At 60.1% G+C, this 15,274-nt stretch carries 17 protein-coding genes; 9 read left to right on the forward strand and 8 right to left on the reverse strand.

Annotated features, from left to right (window positions below; all coding sequences use genetic code 11):
* Positions 1-1,683 (reverse strand): translocation/assembly module TamB domain-containing protein, encoded by a 1,683-nt coding sequence (locus tag JIN81_RS05285; RefSeq protein WP_200277352.1) that lies wholly within the window; start codon positions 1,681-1,683, stop codon positions 1-3.
* Between the two features lie 75 nt (positions 1,684-1,758).
* On the opposite strand from JIN81_RS05285, the gene sufT reads away from it, so the two are divergent.
* From sufT to JIN81_RS19275, 6 genes are all read left to right on the forward strand, one after another.
* Positions 1,759-2,304 (forward strand): putative Fe-S cluster assembly protein SufT, encoded by a 546-nt coding sequence (gene sufT / locus JIN81_RS05290; RefSeq protein ID WP_200277354.1) that lies wholly within the window; start codon positions 1,759-1,761, stop codon positions 2,302-2,304.
* Between the two features lie 10 nt (positions 2,305-2,314).
* Positions 2,315-2,476, forward strand: coding sequence for a hypothetical protein (locus JIN81_RS05295; protein WP_200277356.1), 162 nt, complete (start codon positions 2,315-2,317; stop codon positions 2,474-2,476).
* Between the two features lie 72 nt (positions 2,477-2,548).
* Positions 2,549-3,865: a UDP-glucose dehydrogenase family protein gene (locus JIN81_RS05300; RefSeq protein ID WP_200277358.1), complete on the forward strand. Its 1,317-nt coding sequence runs from the start codon at positions 2,549-2,551 to the stop codon at positions 3,863-3,865.
* A 60-nt stretch (positions 3,866-3,925) separates the two neighbouring features.
* Positions 3,926-4,075, forward strand: a complete 150-nt coding sequence (locus tag JIN81_RS05305) for an entericidin A/B family lipoprotein (protein ID WP_200277360.1) — start codon at positions 3,926-3,928, stop codon at positions 4,073-4,075.
* 43 nt (positions 4,076-4,118) lie between these two features.
* Entirely contained in the window at positions 4,119-5,339 is a 1,221-nt protein-coding gene (locus tag JIN81_RS05310; protein WP_200277362.1) for a transcription antitermination factor NusB, read from the forward strand.
* A gap of 19 nt (positions 5,340-5,358) precedes the next feature.
* Positions 5,359-5,487 (forward strand): hypothetical protein, encoded by a 129-nt coding sequence (locus JIN81_RS19275; RefSeq protein WP_267907957.1) that lies wholly within the window; start codon positions 5,359-5,361, stop codon positions 5,485-5,487.
* A gap of 174 nt (positions 5,488-5,661) precedes the next feature.
* On the opposite strand, the gene JIN81_RS05315 is transcribed toward JIN81_RS19275, so the two are convergent.
* From JIN81_RS05315 to rpsO, 3 genes are all read right to left on the reverse strand, one after another.
* Positions 5,662-5,940: a hypothetical protein gene (locus JIN81_RS05315; protein ID WP_200277365.1), complete on the reverse strand. Its 279-nt coding sequence runs from the start codon at positions 5,938-5,940 to the stop codon at positions 5,662-5,664.
* 230 nt (positions 5,941-6,170) lie between these two features.
* Positions 6,171-8,321: a polyribonucleotide nucleotidyltransferase gene (locus JIN81_RS05320; RefSeq protein WP_200277367.1), complete on the reverse strand. Its 2,151-nt coding sequence runs from the start codon at positions 8,319-8,321 to the stop codon at positions 6,171-6,173.
* A gap of 174 nt (positions 8,322-8,495) precedes the next feature.
* On the reverse strand, positions 8,496-8,753 hold the full coding sequence (gene rpsO / locus JIN81_RS05325) for a 30S ribosomal protein S15 (protein ID WP_200277377.1): 258 nt from the start codon (positions 8,751-8,753) through the stop codon (positions 8,496-8,498).
* A 387-nt stretch (positions 8,754-9,140) separates the two neighbouring features.
* On the opposite strand from rpsO, the gene JIN81_RS05330 reads away from it, so the two are divergent.
* Positions 9,141-9,797, forward strand: coding sequence for a PEP-CTERM sorting domain-containing protein (locus tag JIN81_RS05330; RefSeq protein WP_200277379.1), 657 nt, complete (start codon positions 9,141-9,143; stop codon positions 9,795-9,797).
* A gap of 5 nt (positions 9,798-9,802) precedes the next feature.
* Here JIN81_RS05330 and JIN81_RS05335 read toward each other — a convergent pair whose 3' ends face one another.
* On the reverse strand, positions 9,803-11,053 hold the full coding sequence (locus tag JIN81_RS05335; protein WP_200277380.1) for a lysophospholipid acyltransferase family protein: 1,251 nt from the start codon (positions 11,051-11,053) through the stop codon (positions 9,803-9,805).
* Positions 11,054-11,222: 169 nt separating this feature from the next.
* Between JIN81_RS05335 and JIN81_RS05340 the strand changes: the two genes are divergently transcribed.
* Together JIN81_RS05340 and JIN81_RS05345 are read left to right on the forward strand one after the other, a co-directional pair.
* On the forward strand, positions 11,223-12,404 hold the full coding sequence (locus JIN81_RS05340; protein ID WP_200277382.1) for a hypothetical protein: 1,182 nt from the start codon (positions 11,223-11,225) through the stop codon (positions 12,402-12,404).
* Positions 12,405-12,689: 285 nt separating this feature from the next.
* Complete coding sequence (locus JIN81_RS05345) at positions 12,690-13,934, forward strand: zinc metalloprotease (RefSeq protein WP_200277384.1); 1,245 nt, start codon at positions 12,690-12,692, stop codon at positions 13,932-13,934.
* Positions 13,935-13,941: 7 nt separating this feature from the next.
* Here JIN81_RS05345 and smpB read toward each other — a convergent pair whose 3' ends face one another.
* The 3 genes from smpB to JIN81_RS05360 form a co-directional block, all read right to left on the reverse strand.
* Positions 13,942-14,400 (reverse strand): SsrA-binding protein SmpB, encoded by a 459-nt coding sequence (gene smpB, locus JIN81_RS05350; RefSeq protein WP_200277392.1) that lies wholly within the window; start codon positions 14,398-14,400, stop codon positions 13,942-13,944.
* 41 nt (positions 14,401-14,441) lie between these two features.
* Positions 14,442-14,648: a DNA-directed RNA polymerase subunit omega gene (locus JIN81_RS05355; protein ID WP_200277714.1), complete on the reverse strand. Its 207-nt coding sequence runs from the start codon at positions 14,646-14,648 to the stop codon at positions 14,442-14,444.
* 202 nt (positions 14,649-14,850) lie between these two features.
* The gene (locus JIN81_RS05360) at positions 14,851-15,249 is read right to left on the reverse strand and encodes a DUF3147 family protein (RefSeq protein WP_200277394.1); all 399 of its coding nucleotides are present in this window, start codon (positions 15,247-15,249) and stop codon (positions 14,851-14,853) included.
* Between the last annotated feature and the right edge of the window lie 25 nt (positions 15,250-15,274).

Here is a 15,274-nt window from a genome sequence, read left to right on the forward strand (position 1 = left end):
CTAGTTCGGCTCCGTATCTTCCGCATCTTCCGGAGTCCCCGCCTCATCCTCGACGGGGGCCTGCTTGTCGGGTGCGGGAGGGTCCTGCGGGCGTGGGTCTCCACGCAGCACATCGAGCAAGCCACCCACACCCCGGACCACTTCGTCCGCCTGCCGGATCACCCCTTCGGCTTCTTCCAGCGTGTTGCCATCACCGTCGAGCAGTGATTTCCCCTGATCAAGCAGGCTGCTTCCCTGGTTGATCAGGCCTTCCTCGCCCGACAGCATTTCAGCCACATCGGCACTCATGGCCTGCTCGGTGAACCGTAGTACTTTCTCACCGGTCTCGGGAAGGATTTCAAACATCCGCATGCCCGCCGCAGCGATGAGCCGGTTCGTCAGATCCTCCTTGGGATCGTCCAGCGTCCCGGTGACATGGAGGGACGTCCAGAGAAGTCCACGCTCACCCGGGAGGAACACCTTGGTCTCCGCACCGGGAATCCTGGCCAAGGTCCCCGGTGTCAGGCCGACCTGGAACCTGCCGTCGATGGTTTCGTCCTCTTCAATGGTCAACCGCCCCTCGACCTGAATCAAGCCCTCGGCACCGATCGCGATGTCGGTGAGAACGATGCGTCCGTCTTCCCATGAGTAGCTGAGTGTTGCCTCGCTGAGCACGAGACGTCGGAATCTCGGGTTGCCGCCGTAGGCGCCGAGCGAATCCAGCACCGGCAAACCCGTCAGGACACCGTCGGCAAACTGCAGGTCCCCGTCGACCACCAGGCCATGACCGCGGTCCGCCACGGTGAAGTCGCTCGTCATCCGGCCCTCGACCCGCTGCTTCCAGTCGGGAGGGAGGACTTCGTTGGCCATGACATCGCGCAAGGTTCCATCGAAGGAGAAACCGCTGCCTTCGATCGAAGCCTCTCCGGCAAGCGAGAGCACTCCCCGTTCATACGCACGAAAATCGGCTTCGGTGAGAAAGACCGATCCGTCCTGGTAGCGGAGCTTGGCCATCTTCAACTCCAGCGGCGGCAGGAATTCCCACGGAAAGGTGATGACCCCTCCTTCACCCAAGGCCCGGTAGCTTCCCTGCATCTGGTCCGGCACCACTTCCCAGCGTGTCCCTGAAAACTCGATGGGTCCCGCCTCGAGACCGAGTTTGACAGCGGACTGATCCACCTTGAGCTCGGTCAATTCGATCTGATTCGGAACAAAGCGGTCGTACCACGGCTTCTGCTTGGGGCCGGCCACACTGGGAGGCGCAATCACCTCGTCCGGCAACTGCGGTGCCTCGGACGCATCACCCCGCAGGTCAAACTCGAGGTCAATCTGGTTCACCCGGGCATTGCGAAGTTCGACCACCCGTTCGCGGACCCGTCCCAGTCCGATGTCGATCGACAGTCCTTGTGCATCCACGGCACGCATCACGCCCGGTCCGGTCGCCGAAAACGACGGACAATCCACCACCGTCCCATCCCAGCGGAAGGCTCCGAAGTCGGCCTTGGCGTTCATCGATTTGCCAGCCTGGGTCGACAGCATCGCCCGGAAATCCTCACCGTGCAGCCATGCCTTGAGCCACAGATACCCGCCCAGCATCGCGACGAGAGCCAGCACCATCACACCCGCGGTTCCCTTCAGCCACCACGACCCCGTTCCCCGTCTGCCTTTGCTGGCAGCCTTTTTCCGTCTAGCTCGGCGACTCATACGGGAAAGCATGCGTGAAATTCCCGCCTCCGCAAGCCACTTGCACCCGGGCTCTCCCTGCCTACACTGCCGCCCATGCAAGAGGAGATTCCCCTTACCCGCGAAGTCCAGGCCGTCCAGATCCCCAGCGGTGACGCTGTCACCCTGCCGGCAGGCACCCCCGTTTACATCACCCAACGTCTCGGCGGCACATTCACCGTGGCGACCTCATCCGGTCTGGCCCGAATTTCCTCCCAAGATGCCGACGCACTCGGGGTGGATCTCGAAGCCGAGAAAGAGAAACAAGAGGAAGCCAACGCCCTCAAGGACGCCCCCCTTGAGGATCAGGTCTGGGCCCAACTCAAAGGCGTCTACGACCCCGAGATTCCCGTCGATATCGTCAACCTTGGCCTCGTCTACGACTGCTCGATTGAAGAAGAGGACGGCAAGACCGTCGTCGGCATCAAGATGACCCTCACGGCTCCCGGATGCGGCATGGGCCCCGTCATTGCAGCCGATGCCCAATCCAAGATCATGACCATCGAAGGCATCGATGACGCCAGGGTCGACCTGGTCTGGGACCCTGCGTGGAATCAGGACATGATTTCCGAAGAGGGAAAGATGAAGCTCGGCATGATCTGAAGGAATTCCGATGTCCGGCTCCCGGATCTTCACCGTTGTCGGCCTGGCCGGAATCTTCGCCTCGATGGGGTTGGCGATGGTCGGATCCTTTCTACCAGCGCTGATCCTCCTCGGTGTTCTCGTCCTCGCCGGGATCGGTATGGCGGTGGGAGCGTGGATTTCGAGGCGATAACGCCAGCAGCCAGCACTTGCCCCCTACCACACCGACTGCTAAACGCGCCCCCACCCAAAAAACCAAATTTCCATGAACATCACCATCATCGGCACCGGCTACGTCGGACTCACCAGTGGAACCTGCTTCGCCGAGGTCGGCCACACCGTCACCTGCGTCGACAACAACCCGGAAAAGATCGAAACCCTCCTCAACGGAGAAATCCCGATCTTCGAACCCGGCTTGGCCGAACTGGTTCAGCAGAACGTCGCCGCAGGTCGCCTGAAATTCACGACCTCGACCGAGGAAGGCGTGGCGAATGGAGACGTCGTCTTCATCGCGGTCCCGACCCCACCCCAGCCGGATGGCTCGGTGGACCTCTCCTTCATTGAAAAGGTCGCCCGCGAAATCGCCCAGTGTCTCACTCCCGAGATGGGCTACCGGGTGATCGTCGACAAATCCACCGTGCCGGTGAAAACCGGCGAGAAGGTCGCTCAGACCGTCCGCCGCTACGCCCAGGAAGGTGTCGAGTTCGGCGTGGTCTCGAATCCGGAGTTTCTCCGGGAAGGCTGCGCCGTCGACGACCTGCTGAACCCCGACCGCATCGTCATCGGCTCCAACGACGACCAGGCACTCGCGATGATGCAGAAGCTCTACGAGCCCTTCGTCGCTCCGGTCCTCGTCACCGACATCAACTCGGCCGAGCTCATCAAACACGCCGCGAACTCGTTCCTCGCGCTGAAAATTTCCTACATCAATGCCGTGGCCAACATCTGTGAAGCAGCTGGCGCCGATGTGGAGAAGGTCGCCGAAGGAATCGGCACCGACAAGCGCATCGGTCGCGCATTCCTCAATGCCGGACTCGGCTACGGCGGTTCCTGCTTCCCGAAGGACATCAAGGCCTTCATCGCCATCTCCGAATCGATCGGCCAACCCTTTGACCTGTTGAAAGAGGTCGAGCGCATCAATGCCGATCAACTCACCCGCTTCCTCGACAAGATCCGGGAAAAGCTCTGGGTCTTCCGCGACAAGAAGATCGCCCTGTGGGGACTGGCCTTCAAACAAAACACCGATGACGTCCGCGAATCCGTCGCACTGAAACTTGCTCAGGCGATGCTCGATGAGGGAGCAACGATCGTGGCGACCGACCCCCAGGCGATCGGTACCGCCCAGCGCTTCGGCAATCTCTCTGGCGACATCAGCTACACCGAGGACATGTACGAGGCACTCGACAATGCCGATGCCCTTGTCATCGCGACCGAGTGGCCGGTCTTCGCGACAGCCGACTTGAAGGAAGTTGCGAAGCGTCTGAGAACGCCGCTCGTCTTCGACGGCAGGAACCTCCTGGATCCGGAGGACACCCAGGCCGCGAAGCTCGAATACGAAGCCATCGGCCGCTCCGTAAGCTGACCTTCATTGCATTCCGGGATTGCGCCGCATTCCCGGAACATGCTCTCCTTCGCCAGCACCATGAAATACCTTTTCGCACTCGCTATCGGCACCTTCTTCCTGGCTTCCTGCAACACCACGATCGGCCTCGGTCGCGACCTCCAGAAAGCCGGCGAAGGCCTTTCGAATACCGCGCAGAAAGCCAAGCCTTCCAACGATTCGTCGAACTGAAGCCTCGTCTTCACCCATCGCGCCGCAGGGCACCCCATCCAGCATGAAGTCCCCTCGTCGCGCCGCCGTCTCGATCCTCCGTGCCTGGGCAAAAGGGCATGTCTATGCTGACACGCTCATCGAGCGCCACGCATCGCGCAACGAACTCTCGACCGCCGACCGCGGTCTGCTCAATGCCATCGTCCTGGGCGTTCTCCGCAACCGGCGTCTGATTGACCACTGGATCAGCAAGCTCCGTCGGGGGAAGCTCGATCCCCAGACCCGGGACATCCTCCGGGTCGGTCTCTGCCAACTGCTGATCCTGCGTCTTCCCGACCACGCCGCCGTCTTTGAAACCGTCGAACTCGGCAAGGCACCGGCCCGCGGGTTGATCAATGCCGTCATGCGCCGGGCTGTCGCCCAGCGCAAGAAGCTGCTCGATCTCGACGAACTGCCGCCCGCCGTTGCGTTCTCCCATCCAGATTGGCTTTTCAACCGCTGGTCGAAGGCATTCGGCAAGGATCAAGCCATCGACCTGATGGCCTTCAACAACGCCCCTGCTCCCACCATCGCACGGGTGAATCCCCGGAGCCCGGAGCGGCCCGGGTTCGAACAGGATCCCGACCTCCCTGACGACTACTTCGAAATCGAAGGCCGGGTCCCCACCGAGTTGCTGGCGAAAGGACAAATCTACATTCAAGACCCCGCCACCCGCCACAGCGTGGAGCTATTGGCGCCGAAACCCGGCGAGCGCATCCTCGATGCCTGCGCGGCTCCAGGCGGCAAGGCCTTCCTCATCGCCGCATTCCAAGGATCCGGCAAGGACCTTGTCTGCACCGACTCCAACGAGAAACGACTCCCGCGCCTGAAGCAGAACCTCGAACGCCTCCACCTCGGTGAAGTGCAGACTTCCTGCCACGACTGGACGAAGCCCGCCCCTGAGGCATGGCTCGGCTCCTTCGACGCCATCCTCCTCGATGTCCCCTGCTCGAATACCGGAGTATTCCGACGCCGTGTCGACGTCCGCTGGCGTCTGCAAGCGAGCGACATCACCGCCGTCACCCAGATCCAGCGTCAGATCCTGGCAAATGCCGCGCCCTGCCTGAAACCCGGCGGCCGCATCGTCTACTCCACCTGCTCGATCGAGCAGGAGGAAAATGAAGAAGTCGTGCAGGCCTTCCTCGCCGATTTCCCCGCATTCACGCTGGCCGGCACCGCCCAGGCAAAGCCCCAAACAGACGGCACCGACGGCGCCTTCGCCGCTTTGCTTGAAACTTCCGCCTGACCCCCCGACACTCCCGCCCATGAAATCCTGCCTCGGCATGCTGATCGCCTTGCTCGTCCTCGTGCTCGTTCTCGGCTCGATTGGTGGGATCTACTACCTGAGCACCACTTCCGAGTTCGCTCGCAAGGAAGCTCCGGCCGGAGGTTGAGGAGTCTCTCCGCGAAGGGTGACTCAACACGTCTGACGCCACCCCACTGGTCCAGCGGTCAGCCACATCACCCCACCGGGGTGGCAAGCTGAAGGCGCGAGGCGTCGGCGCCCACCTGTCGTCTCACCGGTCACCGAAGCATTGCTTGGGCTCCTTAATCCGCCTGCGCCATGATCAGTGCTGGGGATAAAGTCGCACGACTCCATCGAACCCGACAAAGACAGATGGAATCGCCGCGGCAAGCCCGACCTTCTCGACCTGCATTTTCCGGAGCGTGGAAACGGCGGCGAAGGGAAACCAGACAACCGCCAGTGAACACCACGCCGACGTGAGCAGCCAATCCAGCGCTGCACCGGGGAGCATTCGCACATGGTACCCACAGAGGTGAAGGGAACTCGCGCCATCGATGAGATAGCGCCACTCCTCGGAATACAGGGACCACCAAGCCAGCATGGTCCCGAAACAAAACGCCCCAAACGCGGTCATGTGCTGCCCTGTTCTGGTGTTCGGTTCTACTACACCTTCCATCATGGAATCCTCCATCGTCGGAAATCGACCGGTCAAACCCAAAGCTCTCCCATCGAGAATTCATCATCCTCTTCTGGATCTTGGATACTACATCCAAAAAAAGGCCGTCACCCCCTGCGGAGTGACGGCCTTGTGAGTGTTCAGGGACGAACCGATTACTCGGAGTCAGTCGGCTTGTCGGCTTCTTCAGCCTCTTCCGCCTTCTGGTCACGGAGATAAGCACGGCGGCTCATCTTCACGCGGCCTTTCTCATCCACACCAATGCACTTGGCGGTGATGTTCTCGCCCTTCTTGACCACGTCCTCGACCTTCTCGGTGCGTCCTTCCTGGAGCTCCGAGATGTGAACGAGACCGTCCTTGCCCGGAAGCACTTCCATGAAGGCACCGAAGTTGGTCACCGAAACGACCGGACCGGTGTAAACCGTGCCGACTTCGATTTCAGCGAAGATGCGATCGATGAGTTCCTTGGCGCGGTTGAGGCCTTCTTCCTTCGAAGCATAGATGTGCACGGTGCCATCGTCCTCGATGTTGATGTCAGCACCGGACTCAGCCTGGATGCCCTTGATGTTCTTGCCGCCAGGGCCGATGAGCTCACCGATACGGTCAGCAGGGATCTTGACGGAGACGATGCGTGGAGCGTGTGGGCTCAGTTCCTGAGCTTCGGCCACCACTTCGTTCATCTTGGCGATCACCTTGGTGCGACCGTCCTTGGCCACGCGCACACCCTCTTCGAGGATGGAGAGTGGAAGACCGGGAAGCTTCAGGTCGAGCTGGAAGCCGGTCACACCGGCGTCGGTGCCACAAAGCTTGAAGTCCATGTCACCGTAGAAGTCTTCCGAACCGATGATGTCGAGGAGCACCTTGTGCGCCTTCATCGTACCGTCTTCGTTCCACTCGGTCACCAGGCCGGCGGAGATGCCACCGACAGGAGCCTTGAGTGGCACACCCGCTGCGAGCAGCGACATGGTGCCGGCACAAACGGTCGCCATCGATGTGGAGCCATTCGACTCGGTCACTTCGGAGGAAACACGCATGGCGTATGGGAACACATCCTCGTCAGGGATGACCGGAGCGATGGAACGCTCTGCGAGCGCACCGTGACCGATCTCACGACGGTTGATGCCACCCATGCGGCCGGTTTCACCGACGGAGAATGGAGGGAAGTTGTAGTGAAGGATGAAGCGCTTGTTGTCTTCACCACCGGCGTAGTTGTCGAAGTATTGCTTCTCGTCGGCCGGAGCCAGCGTGCAGATGCCCATGGCCTGGGTCTCTCCGCGAGCGAAGATCGCCGAACCGTGAACGCGTGGAAGGCAATCCTTCTCGGCGAACAGTTCACGGAGGTCACCGATCTGACGACCGTCCGCCCGGACGCCCTTCTCCATGATGGCGACGCGGAACGCCTTCTTCTGAATGTATTCGAAGACCTGCTCGATTTCGAAATCGGTCGTCTCAGGATACTTCTCCTTGATGGCCGCTTCCACTTCGTCGCGCAGGGCGCCGACCTTCTTGCCGCGCTCGACCTTCGACTTGGCGTAGATGGCGTCTTCGATGCGATCACCTGCGATGGCGTAACCGACTTCGAGGAGTTCGTCCTTGGCGACCGTCACCTTGTATTCGCGCTTCTCCTTGCCAGCGAGCTTCACCAGTTCTTCCTGGGCTTCGACCAGCTTGGTCACGCTCTCTTGGGCGAAGTGAAGTGCCTTGATGAACTCATCTTCAGGAAGTTCGTCGGCAGCACCTTCGATCATGATCACGTCCTGCTTGTTGCCGACGTAAACCAGGTCGAGGTCGCTTTCTTCCCGCTCATCGAAGGTCGGGTTGATCACGAACTCACCGTTGACGCGACCCACGCGCACGGCACCGATCGGGCCTGCGAAAGGAATGTCGGAGATCGAAAGAGCGGCGGATGCGCCGTTCATTGCGAGAATGTCGGAATCGTTCACCTGATCCGCGGAAAGCAGCAGGGCGACGATCTGGGTGTCGTAAAGGTAGCCTTTCGGGAAAAGCGGACGCAGCGGACGGTCGGTCATCCGGCAGGTCAGGATTTCCTTTTCGGTCGGGCGACCTTCGCGCTTGAAGTAACCACCGGGGAATTGACCGGCAGCGGATGCCTTCTCCTTGTATTCCACGGAAAGCGGGAACCAGGTCTGGCCATCGCGGATCTTGGTTTGGGAGACGGCGGTCACCAGGATCACGGTCTCGCCGCTGGTAACGACAACAGCGCCGTCGGCCAGTTTGGCAAGTTTGCCGGTTTCAAAGGTGATCGGGTTCGAGCCAACCTGGCTCGTGATGGTATGGATGTTCATAGTCGTGTTGTTCTATCTTCACATGCCCTGCCCGTCGGGTCAGGGACTTGTCAGATCTCGGTCGTCTCCGGAAATTGGTTGGGAGACAAACCACGGATGAGCAGGAAAGCCTGCCCCACCGTATTCAAGCGAAACGGCCACGGGGAAATCCCGTGGCCGCTTCGGAGAAAATGATCAGCGTCGGAGTCCGAGGCCTTTGATGAGCTTCTGGTAGCGCTCTTCACTCACGCCTCTCGTGTAGTCGAGAAGCTTGCGTCGCTGGGCGACCAACTTCAGGAGGCCACGGCGGGACGAGGTGTCCTTCTTGTGTTTGCCGAGGTGCTCGGTCAGGTGGACAATGCGCTTCGTCAGAAGGGCAACCTGGTAATCGGAGCTGCCGGTGTCGGTTTCGTGGACCTTGTAGTCCGCTGGATTGATGGTGCTTTCGCTCATGTTGTTGTCTTGTTCAGTCCAGTCACCTTGACCGGTCCGCCCTTGCTCGGGACGGCGGAGGAAAGCGGTTTCCCACCAATTTGCAAGGACAGAATCGCCTATCCGCGTGGATCCTCGGGATGAAAGTCGTTCCCAACGAGTCCGGACACCTGATCACTGCCGCCCTGAGTTCATACTCTCCACTTTCTGAACCTTCGCGCACCCCGATGCACGGTTGCTGCAAGCTCAAAGCTTGGCGCAGCTGCTCCCCGACTGGCGCAGATACTGCTTCCGCACACACTGATTTGGACGATTGCACCTCTTGACAACAAATCAGCCCTACTCCAACCGTGCCCGCGAATGGCTCACCAATCGAGATCACAGCTCCCCTCCAGCGCTCTTCTGACCATGGTCTTGGCCCTACTGCAGTCAGCAGCACTGCCTGCCGCCACTGCGACCATCTACAGCGAGTCTTTTGAGAATACGACCCTCACCGACCTGCCCAATCCGTATGTAGGTGGATGGTTCACTCCCCAGCTCCCATTTGAAAGCTGGGCCAACAGCTCGGAAGCAAGCATCACTCCCGTAGACACACTGGGTATCAACACAACCAGTGCCTACCGCGGCGCAGCTGTGGTTCTTGGGCCTGAGCTTTTCCTCGGCGCTGGCACCTACACCTTGACCTACGACATTCCGACCTACACGGGAGCAAGCAACAATTCTGCCTTCGTCAGTGTCTGGTCCGGAACAGGCTATGACTTGTTCAACTCTCCGAATAGCCTCGTCGTTGACACGCTCTCCGGCCAGTTGCTGGCCAGTGGAAGCGCTTCATCCAGTCAGCTTGCCAGCCAAACCCATACATCGGGCGGAAATCAGCAAACTCTCTCCTTCGCCTACGATGGGTCCAGTTTGATTGCTCTGTTCTTTGGTGCGCAAACGACGGGATGGCCATTTCCATCGGTCGAGTTCGACAATATCACGGTCACCACAGAAGTGATTCCCGAGCCCAGTTCGCTGATGCTACTGGGCCTCTCCTGCCTTTTCCTGGTGAAGCGGAAGAGGTGACGATGTCACCCAGTTTCTCCGCTTTGTCTGGAGACAAGCTCGGTGGAACATGCAGCGCCCGCCGGAACCTCGATCAATCGACTGAGTCGCTCTTCCAGCAAAGACGTCAAGGCGCTCGCACCTCCCTTTCGGGGCAACTCACCCCGCTGCAGCATCTCGGAAATCGAAATCGGCTCGCCGGCCAGGATCCGGGCCGTCCGCGCGCTCGGATAAAGGGGGAAACCCAAAAGGTCCTCCTCCAGCTTCATGATCGTTTCGGCACGACGGTCCAGGGTCGGCTCAGCCAGGAGGTAATCCCCGATGTAGCTGTGCGCCTGCAGCGCTGCAAAGACCCGGTCAAGATCATCCAGCAGCAGGGTGCGCTCGTCTTCGCCCGGCGGATGATCGACATCCAGCAGCCGCCGCCGGATCCGGTAACGCATCGCCCGGACCCGCTCCGGTGCGGTCCCGGCCGCTCCGTCACTCCCCATCCGCGCCTCAACCATTTCCAGCAATTGGCCACAGAGAGACTCCAAGCGATCTTGAATGCCACCCGCCGCCACATTCACCTGAAATTCACTCTCCTTGAGCCCGAGCACCCCCTGCCCCAGCCGTAGAATCCGCTCATCCAGATCCATCTTCGGCTTCGGAGTCCACCCGATCCGGTCCTCCAAGCGCGTCAGTCGGTCCCGGAACGTCGCTTCCACCGAGGGGTCATGCAGGAAGCGCATGCCCACCGGGACCAGCCAAACCTGCCGCCCTTCGCTCACCCGCCCGCACGCCTTCATCCCGATCGATGCCACCCCTTCATGGAGCGGATCCAGTCGCTCGTGGTGGTGATAGATCTCCCCTTCAGGATAAAGCACCAGCGGCTTGCCGGCGGCCAGAATGCTGAGCGCCATCTTGATCGCCGAGACGTCCGGCCCATCGCGATCGACGGAAAACACCCCCATCGACTGCAAGGCCCAACTGGCACGCTTGCTGACCTCGAACACCTCCCGTGCGGCCATGAAGTGGAACGGCAGTTCATACCGGCGTCCAATCTCCATCATCAGATGCGGGTCCGCATGATCCGCATGATTCGGGGCCAGCAGCATGGAATCCCCCGTGGCATCCAGCTCGCGGACCCGCTCGAAACCCTGCTCTTCGATCGCCGTCACCCGATATTTGCGCTCAAGCAACCAATGCCGGTTCAGCCACAAGGCCGGAGGACGAAACCAGTCCTTCGGCCGGGCAGGACGAAAGGTGTAGGGCAGGTCATTTCGCAATCGGCGCACCCCCACCTGTTAGCGGGGCCGGAACGAACGAGAAACTGAAAACTTGCCAGCAGAGAGGATGCATCCAACTTGCTACATCAATTGATATTCAGGGATTTCGAACTTGTCTCCGAATGGCGTGCGCGAATACCTGAAGTTCCCTTCGAAAAACCAAACCGACGGATCCATCGTGCGCCTACCCATACTTCTCACCGGAGCCCTGACCCCATGGGTCGGAGCCATCAATATCGAGATCGACTATTCCTACGACACCAACGGATGGTTCAACCCAGCGGAAAGACGACTCGCCTTGGAGAAAGCCGCCGAATTCTACGAAAACCTCATCTCCGATACTCTCCTCCGTATCGACCCCAGCGAGTTCTCCCAAGCCAGTTGGACCGTCAGCGTCCGCAACCCCCAAACGGGAGGAACCGTGTCACTGACGAATCCAGTGGTTCCCGAGGATACCATCATCGTCTTCGCCGGAGCCCGTGAGTTGGGAGGAAACGTCCGGGGACAGGGAGGCAATTCGGGCTACAGTGCAGGTGGTTTCAACTCTTGGTTTTCACGCATCAGGGCACGCGGCAACCCGGGTGCCGATGTGTCGCAGCCATCCCAAGCCACCGACTACGCGCCGTCCTTCGGCTTCGTGAGCTTTGACACTACAACCGATTTCAACTTCTCCCTCACTCAGAACCTCTCAGGAACCGATTTCATCCCGGTTGCACTCCACGAACTCGGTCACGTCCTTGGCATCGGCATAGCCGACTCGTGGGACAACCTGATCAGCGGATCGGTTTTTACAGGTCCCGCCTCGAATGAAGCAGCCGGAGGAAATCCAGCCGTCCAATCGGGAGGTGGACACTTCAATCAGTCCGTCAGCGACAAGCCGGCGTACGGTTCTTTCGGCACCCCACACGGCACGTCAGCTCCAGTCATGATGCGCCCCAGCCTCGAGAGCATCTCGGGGATTCTCACCGTGGCAAGCGACCTCGATCTGGCTGCCTTGGTCGATATCGGCTGGGAGGTCACTCCTCCCATCAATCCCTCATACCCTTCACTCGGGCCGACCTCGACCGAAATCACCTGGCCCAGTTCCAGCTTCCGCGACTATGTGATCGAGAAAACCACCGACCTCGACTTCGCCTCCCCCATCACCTATTCCGAGGACGGTGATGGCAGCGTCATCTCGTGGACGGACCCCAGTCCGACACCGGGTCGCGCCTTCTACCGTATCCAGAGCACACCTGATGGTGCTCCCTCCGCGTTGGCCACCCCACTTCAGATGTCGACCGCTGCTGAAAAGGACGTCTACAGGACCATCGAAGTGGAACCGCGCTGGGTCGAAGGCTGTGGCTGTGACGGCCACTGACGGCTGAAACGCCCTCCTTCGAATGCCGTCACCGGATATTGCACTGCCGCAACCGATGCTGGTTCGGCCGGACAGGACGGAAGGTGTAGCGCAGGTCATTTCGCAATCGGCGCACCCCCACCCGTTGGCGAGGCCGGAACGAACGCGAAGCTGAAAACTTGCCAGCGGCGAGGGTTCAGGACCATTCATGGCCCACCTTGACAATTAGGAATTTCGAACTTGTTTTTTAAAAATTCCTCAACAGTCTGACTGAGCCCCCGGAAAACAGCTCCACCCAATCGATTCATGCGCCCCATTGTTTTCCTGAGTGCCCTGATGGCCCACGCCCTTCCTGCTGCCCTGATCGTCAACGACGAGCAGACCATCACCCACCAAGTCAGGGTTCAGCCCATCGTCGTATCCGACTCGGATGGCACCAACACCGCGGTGTTCATGGGATCTCAAAGCACCGAGGATTACATCAAGGGACAGGTCTACCGAGCGTGGGCCCAGGTGGGGATCCAGATCATTTGGGAAGACGAAGTGCCCTACTGGGACGATTTCACGAATTCAGGCAACCATGGATCGGGCACCCGCCCATCGGCAGACCTCTACGCGATCGTGCGAGATGATGACGACGCCCCCAAATCCAGCTCGGAAACGACGATCAACATGTTCTTCGTGAATTCTTGCCCGGCATTTGCTCAACTCTCAGAGTACCAGGTCGCTGGGTATGCTCGGATTGACCGCAATGGCACCTGTGTCACGATTGGATCCTCCCTCGTCCTGCCTCTCAACTGGTCCGATGGGCCTGACTCCGCCAAAGACAGTATTGCCGCCGTCCTCGCCCACGAAATTGGCCATTGTCTCGGACTGAGCCACACCCTCAGCTTGGCCGACAACCTGATGTACAGCGGCGGTGGAGACCTCGACCCGGAATACCTCATCAGTGAGCAGCGAGGCACCGTTCTCACCGACAACACCGGGATCGATGGCTTCGACTTTGCGGCCAGCCTGAGCGTCGATCCTCCCCCCGTTGATCCGAATACCAACTACGGGGCCTGGGTCCTGGCCAACGAAGTTGTCGGCGGAGTGGATGATGACGATGATGGCGACCGCCTGTCCAACGGGCTCGAATTCTTCTACAATCTTCCTCCCAAGGTGGCGTCATCACTCCCACCACCCACCGAGTCCCCGCAAGGTCTCATGTGGTCATTGGTCGCCAATCAGGATGCGATTGCCGATGGCTTCACCTGGTTTGCCGAGACCAGCACCGACCTCTCAAACTGGCTTCCTGCCGGCGGGGATGGAGGGCGCAGCGTCCGGGTGCTGGATTTCAGCAACTTCAATAAGATCCAATTTGCCCTCGCTCCGAACCAACCCGGCGTGTTCCTCCGTTTCGGTGTCACTCCGCCAGAGTCTTTACTCGGGGCCAGCAGTCAGTCCAGATCACGAAGCACAAGCTCTACCTTGCGGGTCGCCGACGATTCCCATGAGCATTGCTCCTCGGGATGCTGCCGCCCCAAGACCGTGCCGCTCGCCACGGAGTGAGCGGATCCTACTGGCGGTTGAACCGCGCCACTTCGCGCTGCGCCTCGCGCAGCTCGACGCGTTTCTTGATGTCGTGGCGCTGGTCCGAGTGGGTCTTGCCCTTGCCCACACCGATTTCGACCTTCACGCGGCGCCCTTTCCAGTACATCCGCAGACAGGGCAAAGTGGAGCCCTTGACCGACATCTCGTTGTCGAGCTTCAGGATCTCCTTCTTGTTCAGCAGCAGCCGCCGCGGCCGCTTGGATTCATGCTGGAAGAACGCCCCGGCCGTTTCCCATGGCTGGATGTTGCAGCCATAGAGGAAGACCTGCCCCTTCTCGACGCGTGCGAACGCGTCGGAAATGTTCGCCTTGCCGGCGCGGACCGACTTCACCTCGGTCCCCTTGAGTTCCAATCCGGCTTCGTAGGTATCGCCGATATGGTAATCGCGACGAGCCTTCCGGTTGTTCGCGATTTCGTCACTCATGGACTGTGGAAGGAGCTTCCGTCAGACGGAGCCGCCTCGCTTCACTGGTTGACGCCTTCGCCCACCAACTTGATCTTGCCTTCAATGATTTCCTGAAGGGCGATATCGGCCGCACCCATGCTGGGCACCGTCGGGATCAGTGGGGATCGCCCGCTGTTCAACTGACGGACACGCTTCGAGACCATGTTGATCAGAACCAGGGGATCGGTCACAACTTCAGATGCCTTCTCAACAAGATCGCTTTTCATGGGAGTGCCTGCAAACCGGGAATGGGGCTTCGGCTGCTCGATCGGAATGATGTTGTCGGAAGACATGCCGTGCCAGCCAGCCATCCACAGCCGGGACGCGCGAGAAAACAGAGATTCACCGGATTGACAAGAGAAATCCGGCATTCGACGGCCAAAACAGGCAAATTCTCCCCTCGCTCATCGATTCCTCAAACGGATCCGCTCACTTCGGCATCAGGTCGATCCCGAACGGCCGCAGAAGCACCACCGTCAGCCAGAAGAAGCCGATGGTGATGAGGCAATTGACGCCCAGAGCCGGCCAGAACCCCCAACCGTGGCGCAGCATCCACGGCAGAATCAGGAACATCGGCATCGTCGGAAGCACGAACCAGAACGTCGACTCCGCGTGATTGGCGATTCTGCCCGGCTGCTCCGGCCTTTCTGCCTGCATCCAGATCATCGCGATCAACGAGGTCAGTGGCAGGGCGATGAGCAGCGCCGAAAGCCGGTCACTGAACGCCTGGACCTTGGTCACCAGAAGGATGATCACGGCGGTGACCAGCACCTTCACCAGATCCTTCCCCGAAAACGAAAAAACTTCCTGCCATGGAATCTTGCTCATGCTGTGACTTGCGACACCTCAGAGC

This window comes from Haloferula rosea, assembly GCF_016595525.1.
In the GTDB taxonomy this organism is placed as follows: Bacteria; Verrucomicrobiota; Verrucomicrobiia; order Verrucomicrobiales; family Akkermansiaceae; genus Haloferula; species Haloferula rosea.